This window comes from Streptomyces sp. NPDC051041, assembly GCF_044456065.1.
Classification (GTDB): Bacteria; Actinomycetota; Actinomycetes; order Streptomycetales; family Streptomycetaceae; genus Streptomyces; species Streptomyces glaucus.
Map to the genome: position 1 here is coordinate 67,526 of NZ_JBITFM010000007.1, position 24,005 is coordinate 91,530.

17 protein-coding genes are annotated in these 24,005 nt (G+C 73.3%); 13 read left to right on the top strand and 4 right to left on the bottom strand.

All coding sequences use genetic code 11. From position 1 onward, the window contains the following. Positions 1-144 precede the first annotated feature (144 nt). On the bottom strand, positions 145-924 hold the full coding sequence (lexA, locus tag ACIBAI_RS14430; RefSeq protein ID WP_399034078.1) for a transcriptional repressor LexA: 780 nt from the start codon (positions 922-924) through the stop codon (positions 145-147). Between the two features lie 698 nt (positions 925-1,622). Here lexA and nrdR point away from each other — a divergent pair. Further along, positions 1,623-2,183, top strand: a complete 561-nt coding sequence (gene nrdR, locus ACIBAI_RS14435; RefSeq protein WP_399034080.1) for a transcriptional regulator NrdR — start codon at positions 1,623-1,625, stop codon at positions 2,181-2,183. A 163-nt stretch (positions 2,184-2,346) separates the two neighbouring features. Then, positions 2,347-5,244 carry a vitamin B12-dependent ribonucleotide reductase gene (locus ACIBAI_RS14440; RefSeq protein ID WP_399034082.1) on the top strand — a complete coding sequence of 966 codons (2,898 nt, stop codon included), beginning with the start codon at positions 2,347-2,349 and terminating at the stop codon, positions 5,242-5,244. Positions 5,245-5,525: 281 nt separating this feature from the next. Here ACIBAI_RS14440 and ACIBAI_RS14445 read toward each other — a convergent pair whose 3' ends face one another. Beyond that, entirely contained in the window at positions 5,526-6,059 is a 534-nt protein-coding gene (locus ACIBAI_RS14445; protein ID WP_399034084.1) for a TerD family protein, read from the bottom strand. Positions 6,060-6,220: 161 nt separating this feature from the next. On the opposite strand from ACIBAI_RS14445, the gene ACIBAI_RS14450 reads away from it, so the two are divergent. The 6 genes from ACIBAI_RS14450 to ACIBAI_RS14475 all read left to right on the top strand — a co-directional run bounded on the left by ACIBAI_RS14450 (position 6,221) and on the right by ACIBAI_RS14475 (position 11,786). Continuing rightward, the gene (locus tag ACIBAI_RS14450; RefSeq protein ID WP_399034086.1) at positions 6,221-6,826 is read left to right on the top strand and encodes a YdbC family protein; all 606 of its coding nucleotides are present in this window, start codon (positions 6,221-6,223) and stop codon (positions 6,824-6,826) included. Between the two features lie 118 nt (positions 6,827-6,944). Then, positions 6,945-7,604 carry a histidine phosphatase family protein gene (locus ACIBAI_RS14455; RefSeq protein ID WP_399034087.1) on the top strand — a complete coding sequence of 220 codons (660 nt, stop codon included), beginning with the start codon at positions 6,945-6,947 and terminating at the stop codon, positions 7,602-7,604. A 12-nt stretch (positions 7,605-7,616) separates the two neighbouring features. Then, positions 7,617-8,525, top strand: coding sequence for an ADP-ribosylglycohydrolase family protein (locus ACIBAI_RS14460; protein ID WP_399034089.1), 909 nt, complete (start codon positions 7,617-7,619; stop codon positions 8,523-8,525). Positions 8,526-8,848: 323 nt separating this feature from the next. Further along, entirely contained in the window at positions 8,849-9,712 is an 864-nt protein-coding gene (gene vph, locus ACIBAI_RS14465; protein WP_399034091.1) for a viomycin phosphotransferase, read from the top strand. Positions 9,713-10,389: 677 nt separating this feature from the next. Beyond that, complete coding sequence (locus ACIBAI_RS14470; RefSeq protein ID WP_399034092.1) at positions 10,390-11,091, top strand: ribonuclease HII; 702 nt, start codon at positions 10,390-10,392, stop codon at positions 11,089-11,091. A 68-nt stretch (positions 11,092-11,159) separates the two neighbouring features. After that, complete coding sequence (locus ACIBAI_RS14475; protein ID WP_399034094.1) at positions 11,160-11,786, top strand: hypothetical protein; 627 nt, start codon at positions 11,160-11,162, stop codon at positions 11,784-11,786. Between the two features lie 232 nt (positions 11,787-12,018). On the opposite strand, the gene ACIBAI_RS14480 is transcribed toward ACIBAI_RS14475, so the two are convergent. Both ACIBAI_RS14480 and ACIBAI_RS14485 read right to left on the bottom strand, forming a co-directional pair. Beyond that, a complete protein-coding gene (locus ACIBAI_RS14480; protein ID WP_399034096.1) occupies positions 12,019-12,630 on the bottom strand; it encodes a hypothetical protein in 612 nt (203 codons plus the stop codon). A 357-nt stretch (positions 12,631-12,987) separates the two neighbouring features. After that, positions 12,988-15,147 (bottom strand): RecQ family ATP-dependent DNA helicase, encoded by a 2,160-nt coding sequence (locus ACIBAI_RS14485; protein WP_399034098.1) that lies wholly within the window; start codon positions 15,145-15,147, stop codon positions 12,988-12,990. 265 nt (positions 15,148-15,412) lie between these two features. Between ACIBAI_RS14485 and ACIBAI_RS14490 the strand changes: the two genes are divergently transcribed. The 5 genes from ACIBAI_RS14490 to ACIBAI_RS14510 all read left to right on the top strand — a co-directional run bounded on the left by ACIBAI_RS14490 (position 15,413) and on the right by ACIBAI_RS14510 (position 23,954). Continuing rightward, positions 15,413-17,101 carry a DUF4192 domain-containing protein gene (locus tag ACIBAI_RS14490; RefSeq protein WP_399034100.1) on the top strand — a complete coding sequence of 563 codons (1,689 nt, stop codon included), beginning with the start codon at positions 15,413-15,415 and terminating at the stop codon, positions 17,099-17,101. Between the two features lie 536 nt (positions 17,102-17,637). Continuing rightward, complete coding sequence (locus ACIBAI_RS14495) at positions 17,638-19,557, top strand: glycogen debranching N-terminal domain-containing protein (RefSeq protein WP_399034419.1); 1,920 nt, start codon at positions 17,638-17,640, stop codon at positions 19,555-19,557. 131 nt (positions 19,558-19,688) lie between these two features. Continuing rightward, positions 19,689-20,447, top strand: a complete 759-nt coding sequence (locus tag ACIBAI_RS14500; protein WP_344602398.1) for an NUDIX hydrolase — start codon at positions 19,689-19,691, stop codon at positions 20,445-20,447. Positions 20,448-20,663: 216 nt separating this feature from the next. Beyond that, positions 20,664-22,901 (top strand): ATP-binding cassette domain-containing protein, encoded by a 2,238-nt coding sequence (locus ACIBAI_RS14505; protein WP_399034103.1) that lies wholly within the window; start codon positions 20,664-20,666, stop codon positions 22,899-22,901. A gap of 165 nt (positions 22,902-23,066) precedes the next feature. After that, a complete protein-coding gene (locus ACIBAI_RS14510) occupies positions 23,067-23,954 on the top strand; it encodes a FadR/GntR family transcriptional regulator (RefSeq protein ID WP_399034105.1) in 888 nt (295 codons plus the stop codon). Positions 23,955-24,005: the final 51 nt, after the last annotated feature.

Consider the following 24,005-nt stretch of genomic DNA (forward strand, 5'->3'; position numbering starts at 1 on the left):
GTCGCGGCTTTGCGACAGGCCACCCCCGGGTTCACACCCGCCCGTCACCGGGGCGGGCAGCACAGGGCCCCGGAACCGGCGCAGAGGTCCCGGGGCCCGGTCAGGAGACGGCGGATCGGCGCGGCGACCCGTCCGTCGGTGTGCTCAGACGCGGCGCAGTACGGCCACCACCTTGCCGAGGATGGTCGCGTCGTCGCCGGGGATCGGCTCGTACGCCGAGTTGTGCGGGAGGAGCCAGACGTGGCCGTCCTCGCGCTTGAAGCGCTTGACGGTGGCCTCGCCGTCGAGCATCGCGGCGACGATGTCGCCGTTCTCGGCGACCGGCTGGCGGCGGACCGTGACCCAGTCGCCGTCGCAGATGGCGGCCTCGATCATCGAGTCGCCGACGACCTTCAGGACGAACAGCTCACCGTCGCCGACCAGCTGGCGGGGGAGCGGGAAGACGTCCTCGACCGATTCCTCGGCGAGGATGGGCCCGCCGGCGGCGATCCGGCCGACGAGCGGGACGTACGACGCGGCGGGCTTGCCCGCGGTGTCGGTGGGCTGCATGGGGGCGGCCTGGTCCGAGCCGCGCACCTCGTACGCGCGCGGGCGGTGCGGGTCGCGGCGCAGGAAGCCCTTCCGCTCCAGTGCCATCAGCTGGTGTGCGACGGAGGAGGTGCTGGAGAGGCCGACCGCCTGGCCGATCTCCCGCATCGACGGCGGGTAGCCGCGACGCTGCACGGAGTCCCGGATGACCTCGATCACCCGGCGCTGCCGGTCGGTGAGTCCCGAGCTGTCCGCCCGGATGCCTGGGGGTCGGCCCGGCAGGGAGCGCTTGTGCCCCTCTGGGTTCGTGGCTTCGTTCATCGCGTGCACCGGCTCGATTCGGCCCTGGGAGCGGTCCTGGGCGGTGATGGCGGCGCTGTCTGCGGTGGTGGTCACGTCGGCCCCTCTCGATGGTCTCCCTGCTGGACAACGGTAGTTGCTTTCGAAAGGTTGCGCCAAACACACGTTCGAGTGAAAAAGCGCGGATTAACTGACGCGATCGCATTTCCAGGTGTATGGCCACCGCTGTTCCCGGCGGGCGAAAGAACTCATTGTTGTACTCTTCACCGCCGGGGTCGCCGCCTCGTGGGTCGCCGCCCAGTCTGCCACCCGTCCCGCCCGTCGGCGGGTACCGACTCCCGCCTGTACGGGAGCCGCACCCGCCCTCCTCGGGGCGCCCACGGTATCTCCGCATGCGCGGCGGCGCGGCCGTGTCCGGCGCGGCGCCGTGGGGTACGCGAGGCGCGGCCGTGTCCGGCGCGGCGCCGTGGGGCTCGTGGAGCGGGGCCCGTGTCCGGCGGGGAATCGTGGAACACGCGGTGTGTACGGCTGTGCCCGGTGGGGCGTGCGGGGCCGGCCGTGTCCGGCGCGACGCGGTGGAACGCACGGTCCGCGCTTTTTCAAGCGTGACATGCGGGTACGGCGTGTATGTATGAGCCAATCCCCACATCTAGTGGTTGGATTGCAACAGCGGCCCACAAGTTGTGGTCCCCCCGGTCTTCGGGCCCTCGGTGATCGCCTATGCTTAGGGCTGCTTCGAGGGGCCCGTGAGGCCGACGAGGCTATTGAGTCTGCTGTGAGGAGGGTTGGAGTCCGTGCACTGCCCCTTCTGCAGGCACCCCGACAGCCGTGTCGTCGACAGTCGTACGACCGACGACGGCACGTCGATCCGCAGGCGCCGCCAGTGCCCTGACTGCTCCCGTCGTTTCACGACCGTGGAGACGTGCTCACTGATGGTGATCAAGCGGTCCGGGGTCACCGAACCCTTCAGCCGCACCAAGATCATCAACGGTGTGCGCAAGGCGTGCCAGGGGCGGCCCGTCACCGAGGACGCGCTGGCCCAGCTGGGCCAGCGGGTCGAGGAGGCGGTACGGGCCACCGGGAGCGCCGAGCTGACCACCCACGACGTGGGGCTGGCCATCCTCGGCCCGCTGCAGGAGCTCGACCTCGTCGCCTATCTGCGGTTCGCCTCCGTCTATCGGGCGTTCGACTCGCTCGAGGACTTCGAGGCCGCCATCGCGGAACTCAGGGAGCAGACGGGACGCACCGGCGCGGACGAAGGCGACCGCGAGGAAACGGGTGCGGGGAGCCGGGAGGGCGACCGCGGGCCCGGAGGGACTGCGCAGGTCCCCGAACCCGCAGCCGCCGCCGACTGACCGGAGGGCCGGCCCCGGACGTCGGTGCGGGGCCGGCCGGTCGGCGGCGACGAGAAGACCTGTTGCGGGCGATGCGAGTGAACGCCCGCGACATCAGACAGAACACGTGCCACGGGAACAAACGGGGCACTTCAGGGCGTTTTGCCCGTATCAGGGAGGCGGCATGACAGAGACGGCGAGCGGTCCGGCACGGAGTTCCCGCGCCAAGAGCGCCAAGGCGGGCAAGGGACTGCGTGTCGAGCGCATCCACACCACCCCCGGGGTCCACCCCTATGACGAGGTGACCTGGGAGCGCCGTGACGTCGTCATGACCAACTGGCGCGACGGCTCGGTCAACTTCGAGCAGCGCGGCGTGGAATTCCCCGACTTCTGGTCGGTGAACTCGGTCAACATCGTCACCAGCAAGTACTTCCGCGGTGCCGTGGGCACCCCGCAGCGCGAGACCAGCCTCAAGCAGCTGATCGACCGCATCGTGAAGACGTACCGGAAGGCCGGTGAGGACCACAAGTACTTCGCCTCGCCCGCCGACGCCGAGATCTTCGAGCACGAGCTGGCGTACGCCCTCCTGCACCAGATCTTCAGCTTCAACAGCCCCGTCTGGTTCAACGTCGGCACGGCCCAGCCCCAGCAGGTCTCCGCCTGCTTCATCCTGTCCGTCGACGACTCCATGGAGTCGATCCTCGACTGGTACAAGGAAGAGGGCATGATCTTCAAGGGCGGCTCCGGCGCCGGCCTGAACCTCTCCCGGATCCGCTCCTCCAAGGAGCTGCTGTCCTCCGGCGGCAACGCCTCCGGCCCGGTCTCCTTCATGCGCGGCGCGGACGCCTCCGCCGGCACGATCAAGTCCGGTGGCGCCACCCGCCGCGCCGCCAAGATGGTCGTCCTCGACGTGGACCACCCGGACATCGAGGACTTCATCGAGACCAAGGTCAAGGAAGAGGAGAAGATCCGCGTCCTGCGCGACGCCGGCTTCGACATGGACCTGGGCGGGGACGACATCACCTCCGTCCAGTACCAGAACGCCAACAACTCGGTCCGCGTGAACGACGAGTTCATGAAGGCGGTCGAGAACGGCGGCAAGTTCGGCCTGCGCGCCCGCATGACCGGCGAGGTCATCGAGGAGGTCGACGCCAAGCAGCTGTTCCGCAAGATCGCCGAGGCCGCCTGGGCCTGCGCCGACCCCGGCATCCAGTACGACGACACCATCAACAACTGGCACACCTGCCCCGAGTCCGGCCGGATCACCGCGTCGAACCCGTGCAGCGAGTACATGCACCTGGACAACACGTCCTGCAACCTGGCCTCGCTGAACCTGATGAAGTTCCTGCAGGACGACGGCAAGGGCAACCAGTCCTTCGAGACCGAGCGCTTCCAGAAGGTCGTCGAGCTGGTCATCACCGCGATGGACATCTCGATCTGCTTCGCGGACTTCCCGACCCAGAAGATCGGCGAGAACACGCGCGCGTTCCGCCAGCTCGGCATCGGCTACGCCAACCTCGGCGCCCTGCTGATGGCCACCGGCCACGCCTACGACTCCGACGGCGGCCGCGCCCTCGCCGGCGCCATCACCTCCCTGATGACCGGCACGGCCTACCGCCGCTCCGCGGAACTCGCCGCGATCGTGGGCCCGTACGACGGCTACGCCCGCAACGCCGACGCCCACAAGCGCGTCATGAAGCAGCACGCCGACGCCAACGGCGCAGCCGTCCGCATGGACGACCTGGACACCCCGGTGTGGGACGCCGCCACCGAGGCCTGGCAGGACGTGCTGAGCCTCGGCGAGCGGAACGGTTTCCGCAACTCCCAGGCGTCCGTGCTCGCCCCGACCGGCACCATCGGCCTCGCCATGGGCTGCGACACCACCGGTGTCGAGCCCGACCTCGCGCTGGTGAAGTTCAAGAAGCTGGTCGGCGGCGGTTCGATGCAGATCGTCAACGGCACCGTCCCGCAGGCCCTGCGCCGCCTGGGCTACCAGGAGGAGCAGATCGAGGCGATCGTCGCCCACATCGCCGAGCACGGCAACGTGATCGACGCCCCCGGCCTCAAGCACGAGCACTACGAGGTGTTCGACTGCGCCATGGGCGAGCGGGCCATCTCCCCGATGGGCCACGTCCGCATGATGGCCGCGATCCAGCCGTGGATCTCCGGCGCCATCTCCAAGACGGTCAACATGCCGGAGACGGCGACCGTCGAGGAGGTCGAGGAGATCTACTTCGAGGCCTGGAAGATGGGCGTCAAGGCGCTCGCCATCTACCGCGACAACTGCAAGGTCGGCCAGCCGCTCTCCGCCAAGAAGAAGGACTCCGCGGGCGAGAAGAAGACCGAGGCCGCCCAGGAACCGCAGCCCAAGGTCGAGAAGGTCGTCGAGTACCGCCCGGTCCGCAAGCGCCTCCCGAAGGGACGTCCCGGCATCACCACGTCGTTCACCGTCGGCGGCGCCGAGGGTTACATGACCGCCAACTCCTACCCGGACGACGGTCTCGGCGAGGTCTTCCTGAAGATGTCCAAGCAGGGCTCGACCCTCGCGGGCATGATGGACGCCTTCTCCATCGCGGTCTCGGTCGGCCTCCAGTACGGCGTTCCGCTGGAGACGTACGTCTCGAAGTTCACCAACATGCGCTTCGAGCCGGCCGGTATGACCGACGACCCGGACGTGCGGATGGCGCAGTCGATCGTCGACTACATCTTCCGCCGCCTGGCGCTGGACTTCCTGCCCTTCGAGACGCGCTCCGCGCTCGGCATCCACTCCGCCGAGGAGCGCCAGCGTCACCTGGAGACGGGTTCGTACGAGCAGGTCATCGAGGACGACGAGGTCGACGTCGAGGGTCTGGCCCAGTCGGCGCCGCGCGCCCAGGAGCTGAAGGCGGTCGCCACGCCGAAGGCCGAGACCGAGGCGGTCAAGCCCGCTCCGAAGCAGGCCCACACCAGTGCCGAACTGGTGGAGATGCAGCTCGGCATCCAGGCCGACGCCCCGCTGTGCTTCTCCTGCGGTACGAAGATGCAGCGCGCCGGCTCCTGCTACATCTGCGAGGGCTGCGGCTCGACCAGCGGCTGCAGCTGATCCCGCGCCCCAGGGGGGCGGGAGCCTTCCGGCCGGGGCGGCGGTGCCGGTTCACCGGTGCCGCCGCCCCGGCCGGCCCGCCGCGTGAACCGGCCGCCGGCTCCCGTGGCGTCCGTGCGCCCGTCCGCCGCGGCGAGCACCTCGGCCGCCTCGGTCACGCCGGTGCCGTGAGCCCGCGGCCCTCCCCCCGCACGGCGAAGGGCGCCGGTTCCGGACCGGCGCCCTCTCCTGCTCCGAGGCCTGGCCCGCGTGGGCCGTGCGCGGTCGCGGCGCTTCGCGGCTCAGGAGCGGCGCGCGGCTCCCATGGTCCTCGTGAACGTCGTGGGGTCGCCGTCGAAGCCGTGCACGCCGGGGTGGAAGTCCCACACGCCGGAGCCGTCCCGGACGAACTCCGCGACCGTCGCCGCCGTCGCCCCGAGGACACCGCCGAAGTCGTCCTCCGCCAGGACCGTGTGGTCCTCGCGGATGCGCAGTCCCGGGTTGATCACGCTGACGAACGTCCGCTCCGCCGGGCGCTGCTGGATGACGACGCCGACCACCACGCGCGCGTAGCGGGGGGCCAGCCGGTCCAGCTCCAGTGTCATGACCTCGTCGTAGCCGAAGCCCTTGCCGTCCCGGCTGTCCCGGTTGAGATAGATGGTGCCGTCGGGGGAGCGGCTGTCGAAGTGCACCACGTAGGCGGGATCGCCGTACGGATCACTCGCCGGGTACGTCGCGGCGACGATGTCGAGATCGGCGGGCGGCTGCCCCGCCGGATTCGGGTCCCACCGCAGTGCGATCTCGACCTTGCGGATCCCCTTGTTGAGGCCGTTCACAGACTTCCCCTTCCCCTTCCCCGGTCGCCGTTCCGCCCGTCCACCCCAACTGCCGGACGGTCACAGCCGGTTGTCCATCCTGCCACGCGCGGGGGCGGGTGCGGGGCAGTCGTCCGTCCGAGCGTGACCGGCGCCACGTCCCGTGGCCTTACCATGGCGCGGTGCTGGTCAAGTGGATTCGCTGCACCGTGGTGGACCGCCGCGGTTTCGAGCGGGGGCAGCGGAAATGGGCGGGGCTTCTGGGGGAGCCGGGTTTTCGCGGACAGGGCGGCGGGTGGAGCAGGGCGCGGCCGGAGGTGGCGCACGTCTTCGCCTTCTGGGAGAGCCGCGCCTTCTACGACTCCTTCATGGCGCGCTCCCACGACCGGCTCGCCGCGGCCCAGTCGGGCACCTTCAAGGACGCCCAGGTCAGGCTCTTCGACCACCGCTTCGACGTGAAGACCGGCTTCGAACCGCGGTTCACGGACGCCGACCTGCTGCGGGTGGCGCTCTGCCGCGTGCACGAGGAGCGGGCCGAGCACTTCGTGCTGATGCAGGAGAAGGTCTGGAACCCCGCGATGGCCGGCTCACCCGGCATGATCCGCGGCCTGTTCGGCGAGGCGCCCGGGAACGAGTTCCTGGTGCTGTCCATGTGGCGGTCCGCCGCCGAGCACGGCAAGTACCGCACCGAGCGCGTCGAACGGCTCGCCCTGCGGGCCCAGACGGAGGCCGACATCGCGGCTCTGACGGGGGACATCGTGGACCTGGAACCCGCCTGGACCGTTTGATCACCGGCCCCGTCGCCCCCGCCCCTTGCGCGGCCCGTGGTGCGGGAACCGTGTGACCTACGCTGTACGAGGGCCGTACGAGTGCTCGGCGGTCCTCGGCCCGATCTAGGGTTTTGGCATGGCACGACCACAGCGCATCGTTCTTGTCCGGCACGGCGAATCAACGGGAAACGTCGACGATTCGGTGTACGAGCGCGAACCGGACCACGCGCTGGCCCTGACCGAGCGCGGCCGGCGCCAGGCGGAGGAGACGGGCAGGCGGCTGCGCGAACTGTTCGGCCGTGAACGCGTCAGCGTGTACGTCTCCCCCTACCGGCGCACCCACGAGACGCTGCGCGCCTTCCACCTCGACCCCGAGCTGATACGCGTGCGGGAGGAGCCCCGGCTGCGCGAGCAGGACTGGGGCAACTGGCAGGACCGTGAGGACGTGCGGCTGCAGAAGGCCTACCGGGACGCCTACGGCCACTTCTTCTACCGCTTCGCGCAGGGCGAGTCCGGCGCCGACGTCTACGACCGGGTCGGCGGCTTCCTGGAGAGCCTGTTCCGCAGCTTCGAGGCCCCCGACCACCCGCCGAACGTCCTCATCGTGACCCACGGCCTCGCCATGCGGCTGTTCTGCATGCGGTGGTTCCACTGGACGGTCGCGGAGTTCGAGTCGCTGTCGAATCCGGGGAACGGCGAGATCCGCATGCTCGTTCTCGGGGAGGACGGCAGGTACACCCTCGACCGGCCCTTCGAGCGCTGGCGGGACCCGGAACCCTACGGGATCACCGGATAGAGTGGCGGGGCGATGACCACCGACTCCTCCTTCGACGGGCGCCTGGACCGCGCCCTGGCCAGCCTGCGCGGACTGTCGGTGGGGGACGCGCTGGGCTCGCAGTTCTTCGTTCCGGTGAACCGTCCGCTGCTGAAGCGCCGCGAACTGCCGCCCGGTTTCTGGCAGTGGACGGACGACACGGAGATGGCCTGCTCCGTGGTCGCCGTCCTGGCCGCCCACCACCGCATCGACCAGGACGCCCTGGCGCGGTCCTTCGCCGAGCACCACGACTTCGACCGGGGGTACGGTCCCGCGGCGGGCCGTCTGCTGCGACTGGTCCGGGAGGGCGGTGACTGGCGGGAGCTGGCCGCCGCGCTCTTCGACGGCCGGGGTTCCTGGGGCAACGGCGCCGCGATGCGGATCGCACCGCTGGGCGCCTGGTACGGGGACGATCCCGAGCAGGCGACCCACCAGGCCGAGATCTCCGCGTACCCCACCCATCAGCACCGCGAGGCCGTGGTCGGTGCCATGGCCGTGGCCGCGGCCGCCGCACTGGCCGCGGCCCCCGAGGGTCCGCCGAGCGCGCAGGCGCTGCTCGACGGGGTGATCGCGCTGGTGCCGGGGAGGAGCGCGGTCGGCGCCGGGCTGCGGCGTGCCCGGGACCTGCTCGACTACGCCGACGCGACCACGGTCGCGGCCGTGCTGGGCTGCGGGCGGCGTACGGCCGCCCACGACACCGTGCCCTTCGCGCTCTGGTCGGCGGCGCGGGCTCTCGGCGACTACGAGCGGGCCTTCTGGACGACCGCGCAGGCCGGCGGGGACGTGGACACCACCTGCGCCATCGTGGGCGGGGTGCTGGCCGCCGGGCGGGCGGGGACGCCGCCCGCCGAGTGGGTGCGGCGGACGGAGCCGCTGCCGGACTGGGTGCCGGGGCCGGCCTAGCGGGGCCTGGCCGGGTCCGTGTCGGCGCGGGTGCGCCGCGGGGGCCGGCGGGCCGCTCGGCCGGCCGGCACCGCTCGGGCGGTTCCGGGGCGCCGGGCCCGGCCGTCCCCGTCCTCGGGGAGACCGGTGTCGTCGGTGATCAGTGCTTCCGGGGCGTTCGCCGGGACGGTGGCCGCGACGGTTGGATGGGCGGTGGCGAACGGGCCCGCATCCGCCGCGGAAGGGCATGCGCCGGGGCGGACGCCCGCTCGCCGGCGCGGCCTGACAGCAAGCACTTCGCGCACACCGCCTCCGACCCGCCGAAGGATCCAGAGGTCACACTCATGAGCATTCGTACGACGCATCGCGCTCTGCTGAGCCGTCTGCTGCCCGACGACGAACCGGACGATCTCACAGTGCGTCAGGGGCAGTTCCACATCGTGGTCATCGGTTCGGACCGCGTCGTGTGCCTGCCTCGCACCCGGGCAGCGGCCGCCCGGCTGCCCGGGCGGGCGGCCGCACTGCACGCACTCGCCGGGCTCGATCTCGGCTTCCGCACGCCTGAGCCGCTGTTCCAGCACGACGCCCACGGCACCGGCGAGGTGCCGTTCCTGGTACTCGGCCGCATCCCCGGGGAACCGCTGCGGACCGACGCGCTCGACGATGCCCGAGTGGCCGGCACCGTGGCGGCGCAGTACGCCACGCTGCTGTCCGCGCTGACCCGGGCCGGCGCCGACGCGGCGGTACGAGCAGCTCTCCCCCGAGCGCCGGAAGGCCGGTGGCGGCGGTTCGCGCAGGACGTGCGCGCGGAGCTGTTCCGGCTCATGTCCGACAGCGGGCGCCTACGGGCCGAGCGGGAACTCGCAGCACTCGACAGCCTTCCCCACCTCACCCGGGCAGTGGTGCATGGCGACCTCGGTGCGGAAAACGTCCTGTGGGAGTGGACGCACGGCCTGCCGCGCCTCTCCGGAGTACTCGACTGGGACGATGTCGCAGTCGGCGACCCGGCCGAGGACCTCGCGGCCGTCGGCGCCGGCTACGGCCGCGAGTTCCTGGAGCGGGTGCTCGCCCTGGGCAGCTGGTCGGACCACGGACTCCGCAGCCGCATCGCCGCGATCCGCGGCACCTTCGCCCTGCAGCAGGCCCTCCACGCGGTCCGTGACGGCGACGAGGAGGAACTTGCCGACGGCCTGGCCGGCTACCGCTGAGGAACACCGGCAGGCCCATTGCAGCGGATACCCCCCGCCGACTCCTGATCAACGGCAACTCGGCGGACCCGTGCGGTCACAGTACGGGCGGACGTTCCGGACGCGGTTTCCCGGGCGTCCCGGCAGTCGCCCGGGCACTCCCCGCGCATGCTGGTAACTCTCCGTGACCAGAGGCTCGTTGGGGGTGACGCCCGCCGCGTGAGGCGCAGGGGTGCGCACGTGAGCCGGACGCGAGTGCCGAAGGAGGGGGCATGGGGCGCCGTGCCGCGGGGCGCGCGACACGACGTTCCCCCCACCCCGGTTCTGATCTTCGCGCGGCGATTCACGAATGCGACAACGTTCGACCGGTGCGCTTCCGTGGGGTCGCTCTCGAAGAGGGCTTCGGATGGATCGCCGGAACACTCCGAAAGGCAACCTTCCCACGCTCACTGGCAGATGAAGCGTGGTTCGGCGCGACGAACGGGCGTGTCCGCAGTGCCGTCCCGGCTGCGGTGATGCGCTGCTTCGAAATGTGCGTCTGCGAATGTCCGGATCGAAGTCTGGAAGAGATGGTCGACGATCCGGCGGCTCCGCCGCTCCGGCCGGCGGGTGCCCGAGCCGGGGTGTTCCGGTCGTGGCGCCGCTCGGGGAAGCCGGGGTGTCGTGCCGGGTTCCGGGCGGCGTACGCTAAGGGCGCCATGCCGTACGAACCACCCACTCACACCGTCGAGCGCTCTCTTCGCGCCACGACCGGGGCGAAGGTCATTGCCGGTGTCGACGAGGTGGGGCGCGGCGCGTGGGCCGGCCCCGTCACCGTCTGCGCGGCGGTCACCGGACTGCGCCGACCCCCCGAAGGACTCACCGACTCCAAACTGCTCACCGCCAAGCGGCGCACCGAGCTCGCGGAGGAACTGCAGAAGTGGGTGACGTCGTTCGCCCTGGGGCACGCCTCCCCGGAGGAGATCGACGACCTGGGGATGACCGCCGCGCTGCGGCTGGCGGCGGTGCGCGCCCTGGAGGCTCTGCCGGTCCGCCCCGACGCGGTGATCCTCGACGGCAAGCACGACTATCTGGGGACGCCCTGGAAAGTCCGCACGGTGGTCAAGGGCGACCGGTCCTGCGTGGCGGTCGCGGCGGCCTCGGTGATCGCCAAGGTCCAGCGCGACAAAATGATGGCCGAACTGGGTATCGACCATGCAGACTTCGGTTTTGCGGACAACGCCGGGTATCCGTCGCCCGTGCACAAGGCCGCACTGGAGGTGCGGGGCCCCACCCCGTATCACCGGTTGTCGTGGGCGTATCTTGATGCGCTGCCCCGGTGGCGGCACCTCAAGAAGGTCCGCAACCCGGCGGAAGGAAGCGTTCCGAACATCGAGGGTCAGCTTGGCTTCGATTTCTGACGGTTCCGCTCGCACTCATGTGCCACCCGCCGACGCGAGCCGTACCAACGTTTGATAAACATCAGCTCATGCCTCTCATTCCCGAGGAGCCTCAGATTCACGAGAGTGCCCAGGGTCCCCGCGCCACGCCGGCCAGCGGCCGTACCGCGCCGACCCCCCGTCCCGTACCCGGTCCCCGTCCCGCGGCTCCGTCGCGCCCCGGCCGTCCCGGCCCGCTCCGGCCCACGCCTCCGGTGCAGCGTACGCCGCGCGAGGCGGCCAAGCCCGGACCGTCCGGTCCGGCCGCCCCCGCCGCCGTGTCGGCCGCTCCGCAGATCCAGCTGATCCCGGCCTCCGCCGAAGGCGCGCTCGACGCCGCCGAGGAAGCCGTGGACCTGCTCCTGGACTCGGGGCGCGCCCCCGGTGACGTGCTGGTGATCACCACCGGCGAGCCGCATCCGTGGGCCGCCCACGAACTGTCCTTCGGCGAGGACTCCTACTGGGCCCAGCACGACGCGGGCGACGACGTCTTCTACGCGGACGCCGCCGTCGCGGACCGTGCCGCCTCCCGCCCCGTGGTCGTGGTCGCCGTCAACGGCGGATCCGAAGCCGCTGCCGCCGCCGCCCTCTCCCTGGCCCGCTCCCGGGCCGGCTCCCTGCTGATCGTCTGCGGTGATCCGCAGCGCATCAACTCGGCGCTGGGCGCGGGGGTCTGAGCCGACGTCGTCGCGTCCGGCCGGACGCCCGGAGCGGGTGGGCGCCGCCGTGCCGGCATCCGCACGGTGGCGACTTCGGCATGCCCGCGCGGGCGGAGGCGATCGGGCCCGAAGGCGGCCGCCGCCGTCTCGGGTGCTCCGGCCGCCGTACGGACGGGTCGTACGCGCCGCCGCACGGAAGGGGCGTGCGCGTTCCCGTACGTGCCGCCGGGGCGGGTGGGCGGGACCCTGCTCAGCGGGCCGCCACGCGGCGCAGTATCTCGGAGGCGGCCCCGCCGGTGCGCGGTGGGGGCGGTACCTCGGAGACGGCGAACGGCTCAGGCGCCGAATCCGCGTGGGGATGACGGCCGCCGCGGCCCTCGCCGAGGACCTGCCATCCGTCCCGGGTCAGCGTGATGTACGCCCCGCAGCGCAGCCCGTGCAGCGTGCAGGCGTCCCGCAGACCCCACATCCACGCGCCGTCCTCCTCCGTCCAACGCGCGTCGCCCTCACGGCAGCGGAGCAGCACGGCGGTGCGCACGGGGGTGCGGCGCCGCAGGTCGTGCGGGATGATCCGGCGCAGTTGGGCGAGCAGTACGTTGCGGAACAGCCAACCGTCGGCCGAGGCCGGGCGGGGAGTGAACGAGGCGCTGGCGCGCAGCCGTTCGTCGGGGTCGAGCACGGCCACGATCACGGCCGGCGGCTTGGGCCGGTGCCGGGAGTGCAGCCCGCTGACGACTTCCCGGGGGTTGCGCAGCAGCGGGATGCCGGCGGCGGCCCACTCCGCCGGTTCGAGCACACGGGTGGCGGAAGCGGCGGACGACGACAATGATGCCGCCGAGGACGGAGCGAATCCGAAGGTCACGTTCCTCCCTTCGGCTACGCGCCCACTGCGGGCGGGATCGGATTCGGGGGCGCACCGCAGCGAAGCCCTACCGGATCATGGACGAGTCGTGCGGGGAGCGGACTTCAATTCTTCCTGTCGAACGTGATTGCGGCAACGAGCAATTGCTGCCGTCTACCGTTATCGGATGATGCGCGTCTTATATCCCTGCTCGGGGGTCCGCGGCTGACGCACGGGACCCGCACGCCCGGCATGCCCGCGCGTCACGGAAGTGCCGGCCGTCCGAGGGCCTCGCCCCCGCACGTGGTGACGGGCGGCACGGACGGGGCCTTTCGGCCGTCGCGGGTGCGGGGAACCGACTGCGGCACCGGCACGTGATCACCCCTGTACGGCCAGCACCAGCGGCAACACCCCCTGGGCGCCGGCGCGGCGGAGCAGGCGGGCCGCCACCGCGAGGGTCCAGCCGGTCTCGGTGTAGTCGTCCACGAGGAGAACCGGCCCGTGGCGCTCGGCGAGAGCGGAGGCCAGGGCGGGCGGCACGGTGAGCGCCCCGTCGAGCGCCTTCAGCCGCTGGGCGCTGTTGCTCCGGGAGGCCCGGGGCGCGTCGCCCGCGTACTCGACGGAGCCCAGCAGCGGCAGCCGGCCGACCTCCGCGATGCGCGCTCCGAGGGAGCGGATCAGCCGCGGCCGGGTGCGCGAGGCGAGGGTGACCACGCCGACCGGACGAGGCGGGGCGTCCGCGGCCCCGCAGGCCCAGCCGCCGGGGCCCTTGGCCCAGTCGGCCAGTACGTCCACCACCGCCCTCGCCACATCGTCGGGCACCGGCTCGTCCGGTGCCTGGGGCGCGAGCATCGGCCGCAGCCGGTTGCCCCAGCCGATGTCCGACAGGCGTCCCAGCGCCCGCCCGGGCGCGGCCTGCTCACCGGCCGGGATGCGGCCCTTCAGAGCGACGCCGACGGCCGGGAGCCCGGTCGGCCACATACGGCGGGGCTCCACCTCGACGCCGGCCCTGCCCAGATCGACGCGCGCGGCGTCGAGTGCGCCGACGGACGTGTCGGCGGTGAAGCGCGGACCCGCGCAGTTGTCGCAGCGACCACAGGGACCGGCGCTCTCGTCGTCGAGCTGCCGCCGCAGGAACTCCATCCGGCAGCCCGTCGTCGCCGCGTACGCGCGCATCGCCTCCTGTTCGGCCTTCCGCTGCCGCGCGACCCAGTCGTACCGCTCCGCGTCGTACGTCCACGGCTGCCCGGTGGCGATCCAGCCGCCCTTGACCCGCTTGACCGCTCCGTCCACGTCGAGGACCTTGAGCATGGTCTCCAGCCGGGAACGGCGCAGTTCCACCAGGGGTTCCAGGGCCGGCAGCGACACGGGTCCCTCCGCGCGCGCGAGGATGTCGAGCGTGCGGCGCACCAGGTCCTCCGCGGGGAAGGCCAGCGAGGCGAAGTAGTCCCAGATCGCCTCGTCCTCCTTCCCCGGCAGCAGGAGCACCTCCGCGTGCTCGACACCGCGCCCGGCGCGGCCGACCTGCTGGTAGTAGGCGATGGGGGAGGACGGCGAGCCGAGATGCACGACGAAGCCCAGGTCGGGCTTGTCGAAGCCCATGCCGAGGGCGGAGGTGGCGACCAGGGCCTTGACCCTGTTGGCGAGCAGGTCGTCCTCGGCCTGCTGCCGGTCGGCGTTCTCGGTCTTCCCGGTGTAGGAGGCGACGGCGTGCCCACGCCGCCGCAGGAAGGCCGTGACCTCCTCGGCGGCGGCCACCGTGAGCGTGTAGACGATCCCGGAACCCGGCAGCTCGCCGAGGTGGTCGGCGAGCCAGGCCAACCGGTGGGCGGCGTCCGGCAGCCGCAGCACGCCCAGGCTCAGGCTCTCCCGGTCCAGCGGGCCGCGCAGCACCAGGGCGTCCGACGTGCCCCCGGTGCCGAGCTGCTCGGCGACGTCGGCGGTCACGCGCGCGTTGGCGGTGGCGGTGGTGGCGAGCACGGGCACACCGGGCGGGAGGTCCGAGAGCATGGTGCGCAGCCGCCGGTAGTCCGGGCGGAAGTCGTGGCCCCAGTCGGAGATGCAGTGGGCCTCGTCCACGACCAGGAGTCCGGTCGCCGCGGCGAGCTTGGGCAGCACCTGGTCGCGGAAGTCCGGGTTGTTCAGCCGCTCGGGGCTCACCAGCAGGACGTCGACCTCGCCCGCGGCGACCTCGGCCTGGACGGCGTCCCACTCCTCGGTGTTGGAGGAGTTGATGGTCCGCGCGTGGATGCCGGCCCGGGCCGCCGCGCCGACCTGGTTGCGCATCAGCGCGAGCAACGGCGAGACGATCACGGTCGGGCCGCTGCCCCGGGCCCGCAGCAACGACGTCGCCACGAAGTAGACCGCGGACTTGCCCCAGCCCGTGCGCTGCACGACCAGCGCCCGGCGCCGCTCGGCGACCAGCGCCTCGATGGCCCGCCACTGGTCCTCGCGCAGCCGGGCCGTGTCGTCTCCGACGAGACGGGCGAGGACCGCGTCGGCGGCTGTCCGGAGATCCGCGTTGCTCGTGTGCTCCATGCGTTCCATACAACAGGACGGCACTGACAGCGCGGGCAGCGGTGCGGGACGGTCCGGGCGGCGCCGGGCAGCGAGGGCCGGGCGTCCTGGCTCCGCCGGCCGTCGGTTCCAAGGCTTCGACGCCCGGGCTTCGCCGGGACCGGCCGTGGCGGCCGCGGCACCCGTGGCCCCGCGGGCGACCCGAGGCCGGCCGAGGGTGACGTGTCCCTGATCGGAGTTGTCCACAGGTCAAGCGGAACTTCGCGATCCGCGAGATCGTCGGCGCATGACGAACCACAGCGAAACGACCGGACCCGCCGACAGCGGCGACATCACCGGGCGCGGGGGGCCGGAGCGGCACGAGGGACCCGGCCTCCGCGACAGGCCCGCCGGACCCGAGGTGCCCCCGGGCGCCGCCACGCCCGGCGAGCGGGACGCGCCGGCCCGGTACGACCAGCGCATCCGACCCGCGGACCACCTCGCCTGCACCACCTACGACGGCCACGGCGCCGAGCACCAGGTCACCCTGCGCACCCCGGCCGAACTCGCCGACGCCCTGCCCTACCTGCTCGGATACCGGCCCGAGGACAGCATCGTCCTGGTCGCCCTGCACGACAGGGGCGGGCGGGGCAGGTTCGGGGGCCGGGCCCGGCTGGGCATCCCCGCCAACGCCGACGACTGGGCCTTCGCGGCCCGGCAGCTGGCCCACGGCCTGGTGACCGGCAGCGAGCGCAGAGGCGCCCGGCCCGAGCAGATGGTCGCCTATGTCTGCCAGGAACCGTCCGAGGGCGAGTCGGGCCGGCAGGTCATGGAACGACTGCGGCCCCTGGCCCAGAAGCTGCGCGTCGAATGCGGGGCACTGGACGTGCCGGTGGTCGAGGCGCTGTGCGTCTCCGACGGACGCCTGTGGTCGTACTGCTGCGAGAACGAGTCGTGCTGCCCGGCCGAGGGAACGCCGATGGGGCTGCCCGGCACCTCCGTGCTGGCGGCCGCCGCCACCTACGCCGGGATCCAGGTGCGCGGCACCCTGCGGGAGCTGCGCGTCAGGCTGCTCCCCTGGGAGACCTCCGCCGCCCTCGAACAGGAGGCGGCCCTGGACACGGCCGGCATGGCGCTGGTCCCCAGGATCCTCGACGAAGCGAGCCGCGCGGGGGTGGCCGGCGAGACGCTGGCGCTCGCCGAGCGGATCATGGACCGCCTCGCCGGGGCGCCGCCCGTCTCCGGCACGCTCACGGCCGACCTCCGCGACGACGAACTGATCGGACACGACGAGGCCGCGGCCCTGATCTTCGGCCTGCAGGACCGCACCACCCGCGACCGCGCGGCGGAGTGGATGGAGGGCGACGAGGCCGGTCCCGCCCTCCGTCTCTGGCGGGCGCTGGCCCGTCGCTGCGTCGGACCCTACGGCGAACACGCCGCGGCGCCCCTCACCCTCGCCGGCTGGGTCGCCTGGTCCACCGGCGACGAGCTGGAGGCCCGGGAAGCCCTCGCCATGGCCCTGGCCGCGGACCCCGACTACCTCTTCGCCCGGCTCCTGCACCAGGCCTGCAACGAGGGCCTCGACCCGGAGTCGGTCCGCCGCTGCCTGCGCACGGAACGCGAGGATCGCGGGCGCGCGGAAAGCGGGGGCCGCGGATCCGCGGAGGGCGCGGGCCGCGAGCGCGCGGGAAGCGACGGACCCGATCGGAGGGAGGACGCCGTGGATCCGGTGGAACACGGGGCGGCCGGACCCGGGCAGGAGACCCCTCCCCGCCGCCCCAGCGGTACGCGTTCCAGCGGAACCGCCGACGGCCGTCCTCGCCGTGCGCAGCCGCAGGGCCGCGAGCGCGGCACCACCGCCTCCCGTCCGCGCACGCCCGCCGGCGGCACTCGTCCCGGTCGTGGTCGTCGGCGCGCGGAGGGGATCGTGCGCCGACGCGGCTCCGGTCCGGGGGGAGTCCCCGCGGGAGGTCACGGCACCGCGGGAGAGGAATGAGCGGCTCCGGAGCCGACGCCGCCGACACGGGCCGCCGCACGGCGGCGAGCAACGCGTCCCCGGTCCACCGGGACCCGCCCGCGACTCCGCCGCTGTCCGGCCAGGACCCGGGCGGCGGGAGGCCTGCGCGAACCGACGGCGGCGAACCGTACCGCAACGACCAGCCGGACCGCTCGCACGGCTGCGGGCGTTACCCGAAGGAGGCCGGTTCCGTTCACCTGAGTGGTGGAACGCCTGGACGGGCCGTGACACCGCACCGCCCACGTCCCGCCGGGGCTCCCGGCTGGCGTCGCCCATGCCGGGGGCGTACCGAGCACGAAGGAAGCACTCCCATGCACCAGCCGACTCCGCCCTCCACGGCCGGCCACCCCGCGGCACGCGGACCCGCGCGGTCCCCCGGCCCGAGCGCCGTCCTGCCTCCGGCCGCCGACCGGGCCCCGCGTCCGCTCCGCGCCGCTCCCGACGGCGTCCCGCCCCGGGGTGCCGCCCTCCCGTCGCCCCGCCGCTCCGGCGACCTGCCGTCCACCCACACCGCCATGATCTGCGTCGCCCTTCCGGGCCTGGCCATCTCGGCGGAACACGGTCAGCTGACCGGGCGGGGACTGGAGGGCTTCTACCGGGCAGGCCGGCGTCTGCTCTCCCGGTGCCGGCTTCGCGTGGCCGGCCGGGAACCGCTCGTGGTCCAGGCGAGGATGGTCGCCGCCGACAGCGTCCGCTTCGTGGCGACCCTCCGGGCGTCCTCCCCGGCGGGACCGGATCCGGACGTCGTCGTCGAGCGAACCCGGCACGCGGACGGCACGGAACGGATCACGCTGCGCAGCTCGGCACCCCGCCCGCTGCGCCTGCCGGTCGAGGTGGCACTCGGCACGGACCTGGCCGAACTGGGCGCGATCGCGTCCGGCGCCGCGGGGCCCGAACTGTCCGCCGACGTCCACGCCTTTGGCCTGCGCTGGTCCGGCCCCACCGGCAGCTCGTCCGTGACGGCCGACCCGCCGCCCGCCGACGCGCTGGCCTCCGCCGGCCTCCTGCGGTGGGAGTTCGAGATACCTCCCGGCGGCAGCGCGAGCGTGGAGTTGCGCGTACGGCTGGACGGCGCGGGCCGCCTCCGGGCCGCGGGCCACGCGGCGACCGGCCCTCTCGCCGCCGCACGCGCGACGGGCGACGACCCCGCAGTCGCCGCGCTGCTGCGGACCAGCATCGAGGACCTCCGGTCCCTCCTGCTGCGCGATCCCGCACATCCCGCCGACACCCACCTCGCGGCAGGGGCGCCCTGGCGGTGCGGCCTGGCACCCGCCGAGGCGCTCGCCGCGGCCCGGATGGCGCTGCCCCTCGGCACCCGCCTGGCCGCGGGCACCCTGCGCACCCTGGCCCGTGTCCAACTCCGCGATCCCGGACCGCGGTTCGGCATGATCCCCGGGCCGCGCCGGGACGCGGGCCCGCACCTGCCGCCGGGCTGCACCGGCACGGAGGCCACCCTGCTCTTTCCCGCGCTCCTCGCGGAGGCCCGCCGCTGGGGGCTCCCCGAGCACGAGACGGAGCAGCTGCTGCCGGCGGCGGAGCGCTGTCTGGTCTGGCTGCGGACGGCCGTGGGCAAGGGGACGTATCTGCCGGACCCGCAGCCCGGCGGCCCCCTCCGCTGCGAGACCCAGGCCCACGCCCACCGTGCCGCACTGCTCGGCGCCGATCTGCTCGACGCCTGCGGCAGGCCGGGCGGCGCCGCGCTGAGGGAGTGGGCCGAGGAACTGCGGACGGCGTTCCGGGAGGAGCTCTGGATCGACGGTCCGGGAGGCGGCCGGCCCGCGGCTGCCCGGACCCCGGACGGGCGCCTCGTCCCGTACCTGGGCGCGGCCGCGGTCCACCTCCTCGACACCGGCCTGCTGGGCGGGGGCACGCGGGCGCCCGGGCTCCTCGACGAGGCGCGGACCGGACAACTGGCCCGGCTCCTCGGAAGTCCGGTCATGGACTCGGGCTGGGGCCTGCGCGGACTCGGCGCCGGGGAAGCCGGATACAACCCTTTCGGCCACCGCGCCGGCGCCGTACGGGTCCATGAGACGGCGATCGCCGTCGCGGGCCTGGGCGGAGCCGGCTACGAGAAGGAGGCGAGCGCGCTGCTGCGGGGCGTACTGGCGGCGGCCGGGACCTTCGGCCACCGGCTGCCCGAGATGTACGCGGGGGAACAGCGCGCGGAGGGGAGCGCGCCCCTGCCGCACCCGGCGGCCTGCCGTCCCGCGGCCACGGCGGCGGCCGCCGCCGTCCTGCTGGTCACCACCCTCGCGGGGATCCGCCCCGACGTCCCTTCCGGGACAGTCGCACTGCGGCCCGTGCGCAGCGCCCCCCTGGGCGAGATCGCCCTCACCGGGCTGCGCGTCGCGGAAGCCCCCCTCTCCGTCCGGGTCAGCCGCCTCGGCCTCGCACTGGTCGAGGAGGCGGCCGACGGACTGCAATTGGGCGGATGACCTGGCGGAACACGGCATCGCATGACAAACGGAAGCAGGTGATGAGACCCCTTCCCGACCGAAATCGATCAACTGCCGATGCGGCCGGCGAAGGGAGTGTTTATCGTCAGGCAGACGACTATGATCGCCGCATGCCCTACGACCCGTCAGCCTTTCCGCCCTTCGCCGTCACCGTGGACCTGGTCGTGCTGACCGTACGCCGCCATTCCCTGTGCGCGCTGGCGGTCCGCAGGGGCGAACCGCCGTTCCAGGGGCGCTGGGCTCTGCCCGGTGGTTTCGTCCGGGCCGACGAGGACCTGGCGCAGGCGGCGGCGCGCGAGCTGGCCGAGGAGACCGGGCTGAGCGTCCACGACCCGTCCGTACCCGCCCAGGACAACGGTGCCCACCTGGAGCAGCTGGCGACGTACGGCGACCCCGGACGCGATCCCCGGATGCGCGTGGTCAGCGTCGCCCACCTCGTCCTCGCCCCCGACCTGCCCGCCCCACGGGCCGGCGGCGACGCCAGCAACGCGCGCTGGGCGCCGGTCGAGGAACTGCTGCAGCAGGGCGGGTACGGGCGCGACGGCGAGCCGGTGGCGCCGCTCGCCTTCGACCACGCCCGGATCCTGGCCGACGGGGTGGAGCGGGCCCGGTCCAAGATCGAGTACTCGTCGCTGGCCACGGCGTTCTGCCCGCCCGAATTCACCGTCGGCGAGCTGCGCCGCGTCTACGAGGCGGTATGGGGTGTCGCCCTCGACCCGCGCAACTTCCACCGCAAGGTGACGGGCACGCCGGGCTTCCTCGTCCCCACCGGCGGTACGACCACCCGTCAGGGCGGCCGTCCCGCTCAGCTCTTCCGCGCCGGTGGCGCCACGCTGCTCAACCCCCCGATGCTGCGCCCCGAGGTGTGACGCCGGGCCTGCGTCCCGGGGCCGGGGAGGCTGCTTCCGGTACGGGACTCGGGCGGCGCGAGCGCGGCCGTGCGCACCCACCGGCGCCGACGTCCGCGTACGGCGTGACCCGCCCCGGAAGGCGAACGGCGCAGGGGCCCGACATGGCCGGTCGTCCAGCGCGAAGCGGGCCTCGCGTGACCGAAAAACCGGACATAGCACGCTATCTTGCTGCGAATGATCCAGGCCTTCGGACTGACCAGCAACCCCCGCAAAGAGCTTCCTCCCGCCGTCGACGACGTCTCCTTCGAGGCGCGCGCGGGCCGCGTCACCGCACTGCTCGGAGCACCGGGCGCGGGCAAGACGACGGCGCTCAGACTCATGCTCGAACTCCAACAGGGCCGTGGCGTCACCCACTTCAGGGGCCGTCCCCTGCACCGCATCGCCCATCCCGCGCGCGAAGTCGGCGTGCTGCTGGGCGATCTACCGGGACACCCGGCCCGCACGGTACGCGGTCATCTGCGCCTGTTGTGCGCCGCCGTCGGCGTTCCGGTCCGGCGTGCCGACGAAGTCCTGGAAGCGGTCGGCCTGGTGAGCCTGTGCGAGGAACGCCTCGGCACCCTCTCGCGCGGCATGGACCGCCGCCTCGGCCTGGCCTGTGCCCTGCTGGCCGACCCGCACACCCTCGTGCTCGACGATCCGGCCGACGGGCTCTCGGCCCGCGAGGCCCGCTGGCTGCACGACATGCTGCGCGCGTACGCGGCCCAGGGCGGCACGGTCCTGTTCACCACCGCCGACCCCAGGGAGGCGGCGCGCACCGCGGACCGCGTCGTCACGCTGGACCACGGCAGGCTCGTCGCCGACCAGGAGGCGGCGGACTTCGCCCGTACCCGGCTGCGTCCCCGCGTCGCCGTGCGCAGCCCGCACGCCGCACGCCTCGCCGCTCTCCTCGCCAAGGAGGCGCGCGCCGCCCAGCGCTCCGTCGAAGTCGTACGAGAGAGCGGCAACCGCCTCTCCGTGTACGGCAGTACCTGCGCCGACGTCGGGGAGGCCGCGTTCCGCCACGGCATTCTCGTCCATCGATTGGCCGACGAGGTCGGGGACATGGGGCCGGGCGCGGGGGCGCCGCCCGTGGAACCGCCGCCCGCCGATGCGGAGGGCGGCCGGTCGCCCGAGCCGCGGCGGACGGCCGGCACACGCCGTACGCCGGCCGAGGAGCCGGGGGAGGCCGTCGGCGCGCGTCGGGCGACCGGCGTGCGGCACGTCTCCACCGGGGGCCCGGAGCCACTCACCGGTGAAGCGGACCCGTCCGCCGCGGAACGGGATCCGCTCCCCGGCGCACCGTGCCCGTCCACCGGGGAGCGGAGGCCGGGCACCGGCGATCCGGGCCTGCCCGCCGGAAGACAGGCGCTGCCGCTCGGCACACCGCGCCCGTCCGCCGGGGTCCAGGAGCCGCCGCCCGGCGACCCACGACCGTCCCCCCGGGCTCCGGGCCCCTCGGCCGGCGGACCCCGCCCGTCCGCCGATGAGGCCCGGCCCGTCGACGGCGAGCCACGGGGCGTCCCGGAAACACCCGCCTCCGACGGCGCCCGGGCGCCCGGCGACCCGCACCTGCCGGCCGCCCGTCCCGGGCGGGCCCCGGCCCCGCACGCCCTCGAGGCCCGGCCCTCGTCCTTCCTCCCGCCGCCCGTCTCCGTGCGCTCCGCTCCCGGCCCGCTCCGCCCCCTGCGCTACGAGTTCCGCCGCGCCACCGGTATCGGCACGGGATTCCTCACCTCGGCCGCCGTGCTGGTCGTGTCCGCCGTCACCGCCGTGATCCTGGGCCGCGCCGGTCACACACCGCAGCCGCTCCTGTTCGCCGCGTGGCCGCGGGAAGCCCCCCTGCCGCCCGCGGCGCTCGGCGCGGGACTGCTCGGCGCGCTCTCCTTCGGCGACGAGTTCCGCCATCCCGCCCTGGCGGCGGACCGCGGCACCGTGCCCCGTCGGCTGGGGCTGCTGACCGCCAAGCTTCTCGTCTCCGCGGCCACCGCCGCGGTGTTGGCCGTCCTCACGGTGGGCTGCGACGCCGAAGTGCTCTACCTCTTCTACGGGCCGGAACTCGTGAGGGTTCCCGCCGACTGGCTTTCCCTGGGCGCGGGTTGGGTCGGCCTGGTGATCGGATGCGCCTGGGCCGGCGTCCTGGCGGCGGGTGTCTTCCGGTCGACCACGGCCGGTCTCGCGGCGGTGGTGGCCGTTCCCGTGCTCGTCGTCCCCCTGGTGCACAGGGTCTGGGAGGGGCCGTCGGTGCGGACCGCGGCCGGGTTTCCGGTGCGGCTGCGGGAAGTGTTCCTGGCGCAGTGGCCCTTCGGGGGGGAGCGCTATCTGTCCGCCGCGCTGCGGATGATCGCCCAACCCATGGGCAGTGCGCTGATGTTGTCATTGGCCGCACTGTTCTGTGCGTATTTGCTCACCACTCTGCGCAACAGGGGTCACTGATGACCCTCTGTGTCGCTTTGTTGCCTTTAAGTGATCACAACTCCCCGACGGGAGACTCATTTCTTTCCGATAAGGCGTCAATTGCGACGAGGTGAGCGATCACCCTTTCGTGTGCTTTTCACCAAAGAACTCAAGGGAATTGGGGACGACGCCGACAAAGGATCCGTGAGTACCCTTGCGCACACCATGATGACCGCCGCCCGCTCCGCAGACTCCGGCCTCGCGAGCCCGGGCGAACTCGACCGCTACCCCTACGCCGAGGCGTCCGTCGCCGACCGCGTCGGACCCCCCGCCTGGGAGGGCGCGGACCCCGAGCTGGGCCGTGTGGGCCGACGTGCCGCGGGCAACCGCGGACGCGGGCTGCACGGCCAACTCGTACAGCAGCTCGGTCAAATGATCGTTTCCGGTGACCTGGGCGCCGACCGGCCGCTGGTGCCCGAAGAGATCGGACAGCGCTTCGAGGTGTCCCGCACCGTCGTCCGCGAGTCGCTCCGCGTCCTGGAAGCCAAAGGGCTGGTCAGCGCCCGCCCGAACGTCGGTACGCGGGTGCGGCCCGTCAGTGACTGGAACCTTCTCGATCCCGACATCATCGAGTGGCGGGCCTTCGGGCCGCAGCGTGACGACCAGCGCCGTGAGCTGAGCGAGCTGCGCTGGACGATCGAGCCGCTCGCCGCGCGCCTCGCCGCGGGGCACGGACGTGAGGACGTCCAGCAGCGCCTCGCCGACATGGTCGAGATCATGGGTCACGCCATGGGTCAGGGCGACGCGCTCACCTTCTCGCGCGCCGACATGGAGTTCCACGCGCTGCTGATCCAGATCGCGGGCAACCGCATGCTGGAGCACCTCTCCGGCATCGTGTCCGCCGCCCTCCAGGTCTCCGGCGGCCCGGTCACGGGTTGTGACCGGGCGAGCGACGCCTCGCTGGCGCACCACGGCCGGATCGTCGAGGCCCTCGCCGCCGGCGACGGCGGGGCGGCCGAGGCGGCCATGCGCCAACTGCTCACGGTCCACCCCGAGGTGGAACGCGTGGTGCCCGCCCCGCGGGAGCACTGACCGCGTTCCGCGGGCGGCGCGACCGAGTGCGCCGGCCCCCTCCCGTGGCCG

Coding starts and splice junctions, on each gene's coding strand:
- ACIBAI_RS14490 (WP_399034100.1), top strand. CDS start 15,413: ATGACGAACCACAGCGAAACGACCGGACCCGCCGACAGCGGCGACATC.
- ACIBAI_RS14495 (WP_399034419.1), top strand. CDS start 17,638: ATGATCTGCGTCGCCCTTCCGGGCCTGGCCATCTCGGCGGAACACGGT.
- ACIBAI_RS14470 (WP_399034092.1), top strand. CDS start 10,390: ATGCCGTACGAACCACCCACTCACACCGTCGAGCGCTCTCTTCGCGCC.
- ACIBAI_RS14505 (WP_399034103.1), top strand. CDS start 20,664: ATGATCCAGGCCTTCGGACTGACCAGCAACCCCCGCAAAGAGCTTCCT.
- ACIBAI_RS14440 (WP_399034082.1), top strand. CDS start 2,347: ATGACAGAGACGGCGAGCGGTCCGGCACGGAGTTCCCGCGCCAAGAGC.
- ACIBAI_RS14455 (WP_399034087.1), top strand. CDS start 6,945: ATGGCACGACCACAGCGCATCGTTCTTGTCCGGCACGGCGAATCAACG.
- ACIBAI_RS14460 (WP_399034089.1), top strand. CDS start 7,617: ATGACCACCGACTCCTCCTTCGACGGGCGCCTGGACCGCGCCCTGGCC.
- ACIBAI_RS14500 (WP_344602398.1), top strand. CDS start 19,689: ATGCCCTACGACCCGTCAGCCTTTCCGCCCTTCGCCGTCACCGTGGAC.
- ACIBAI_RS14475 (WP_399034094.1), top strand. CDS start 11,160: ATGCCTCTCATTCCCGAGGAGCCTCAGATTCACGAGAGTGCCCAGGGT.
- ACIBAI_RS14485 (WP_399034098.1), bottom strand. CDS start 15,147: ATGGAGCACACGAGCAACGCGGATCTCCGGACAGCCGCCGACGCGGTC.
- vph (WP_399034091.1), top strand. CDS start 8,849: ATGAGCATTCGTACGACGCATCGCGCTCTGCTGAGCCGTCTGCTGCCC.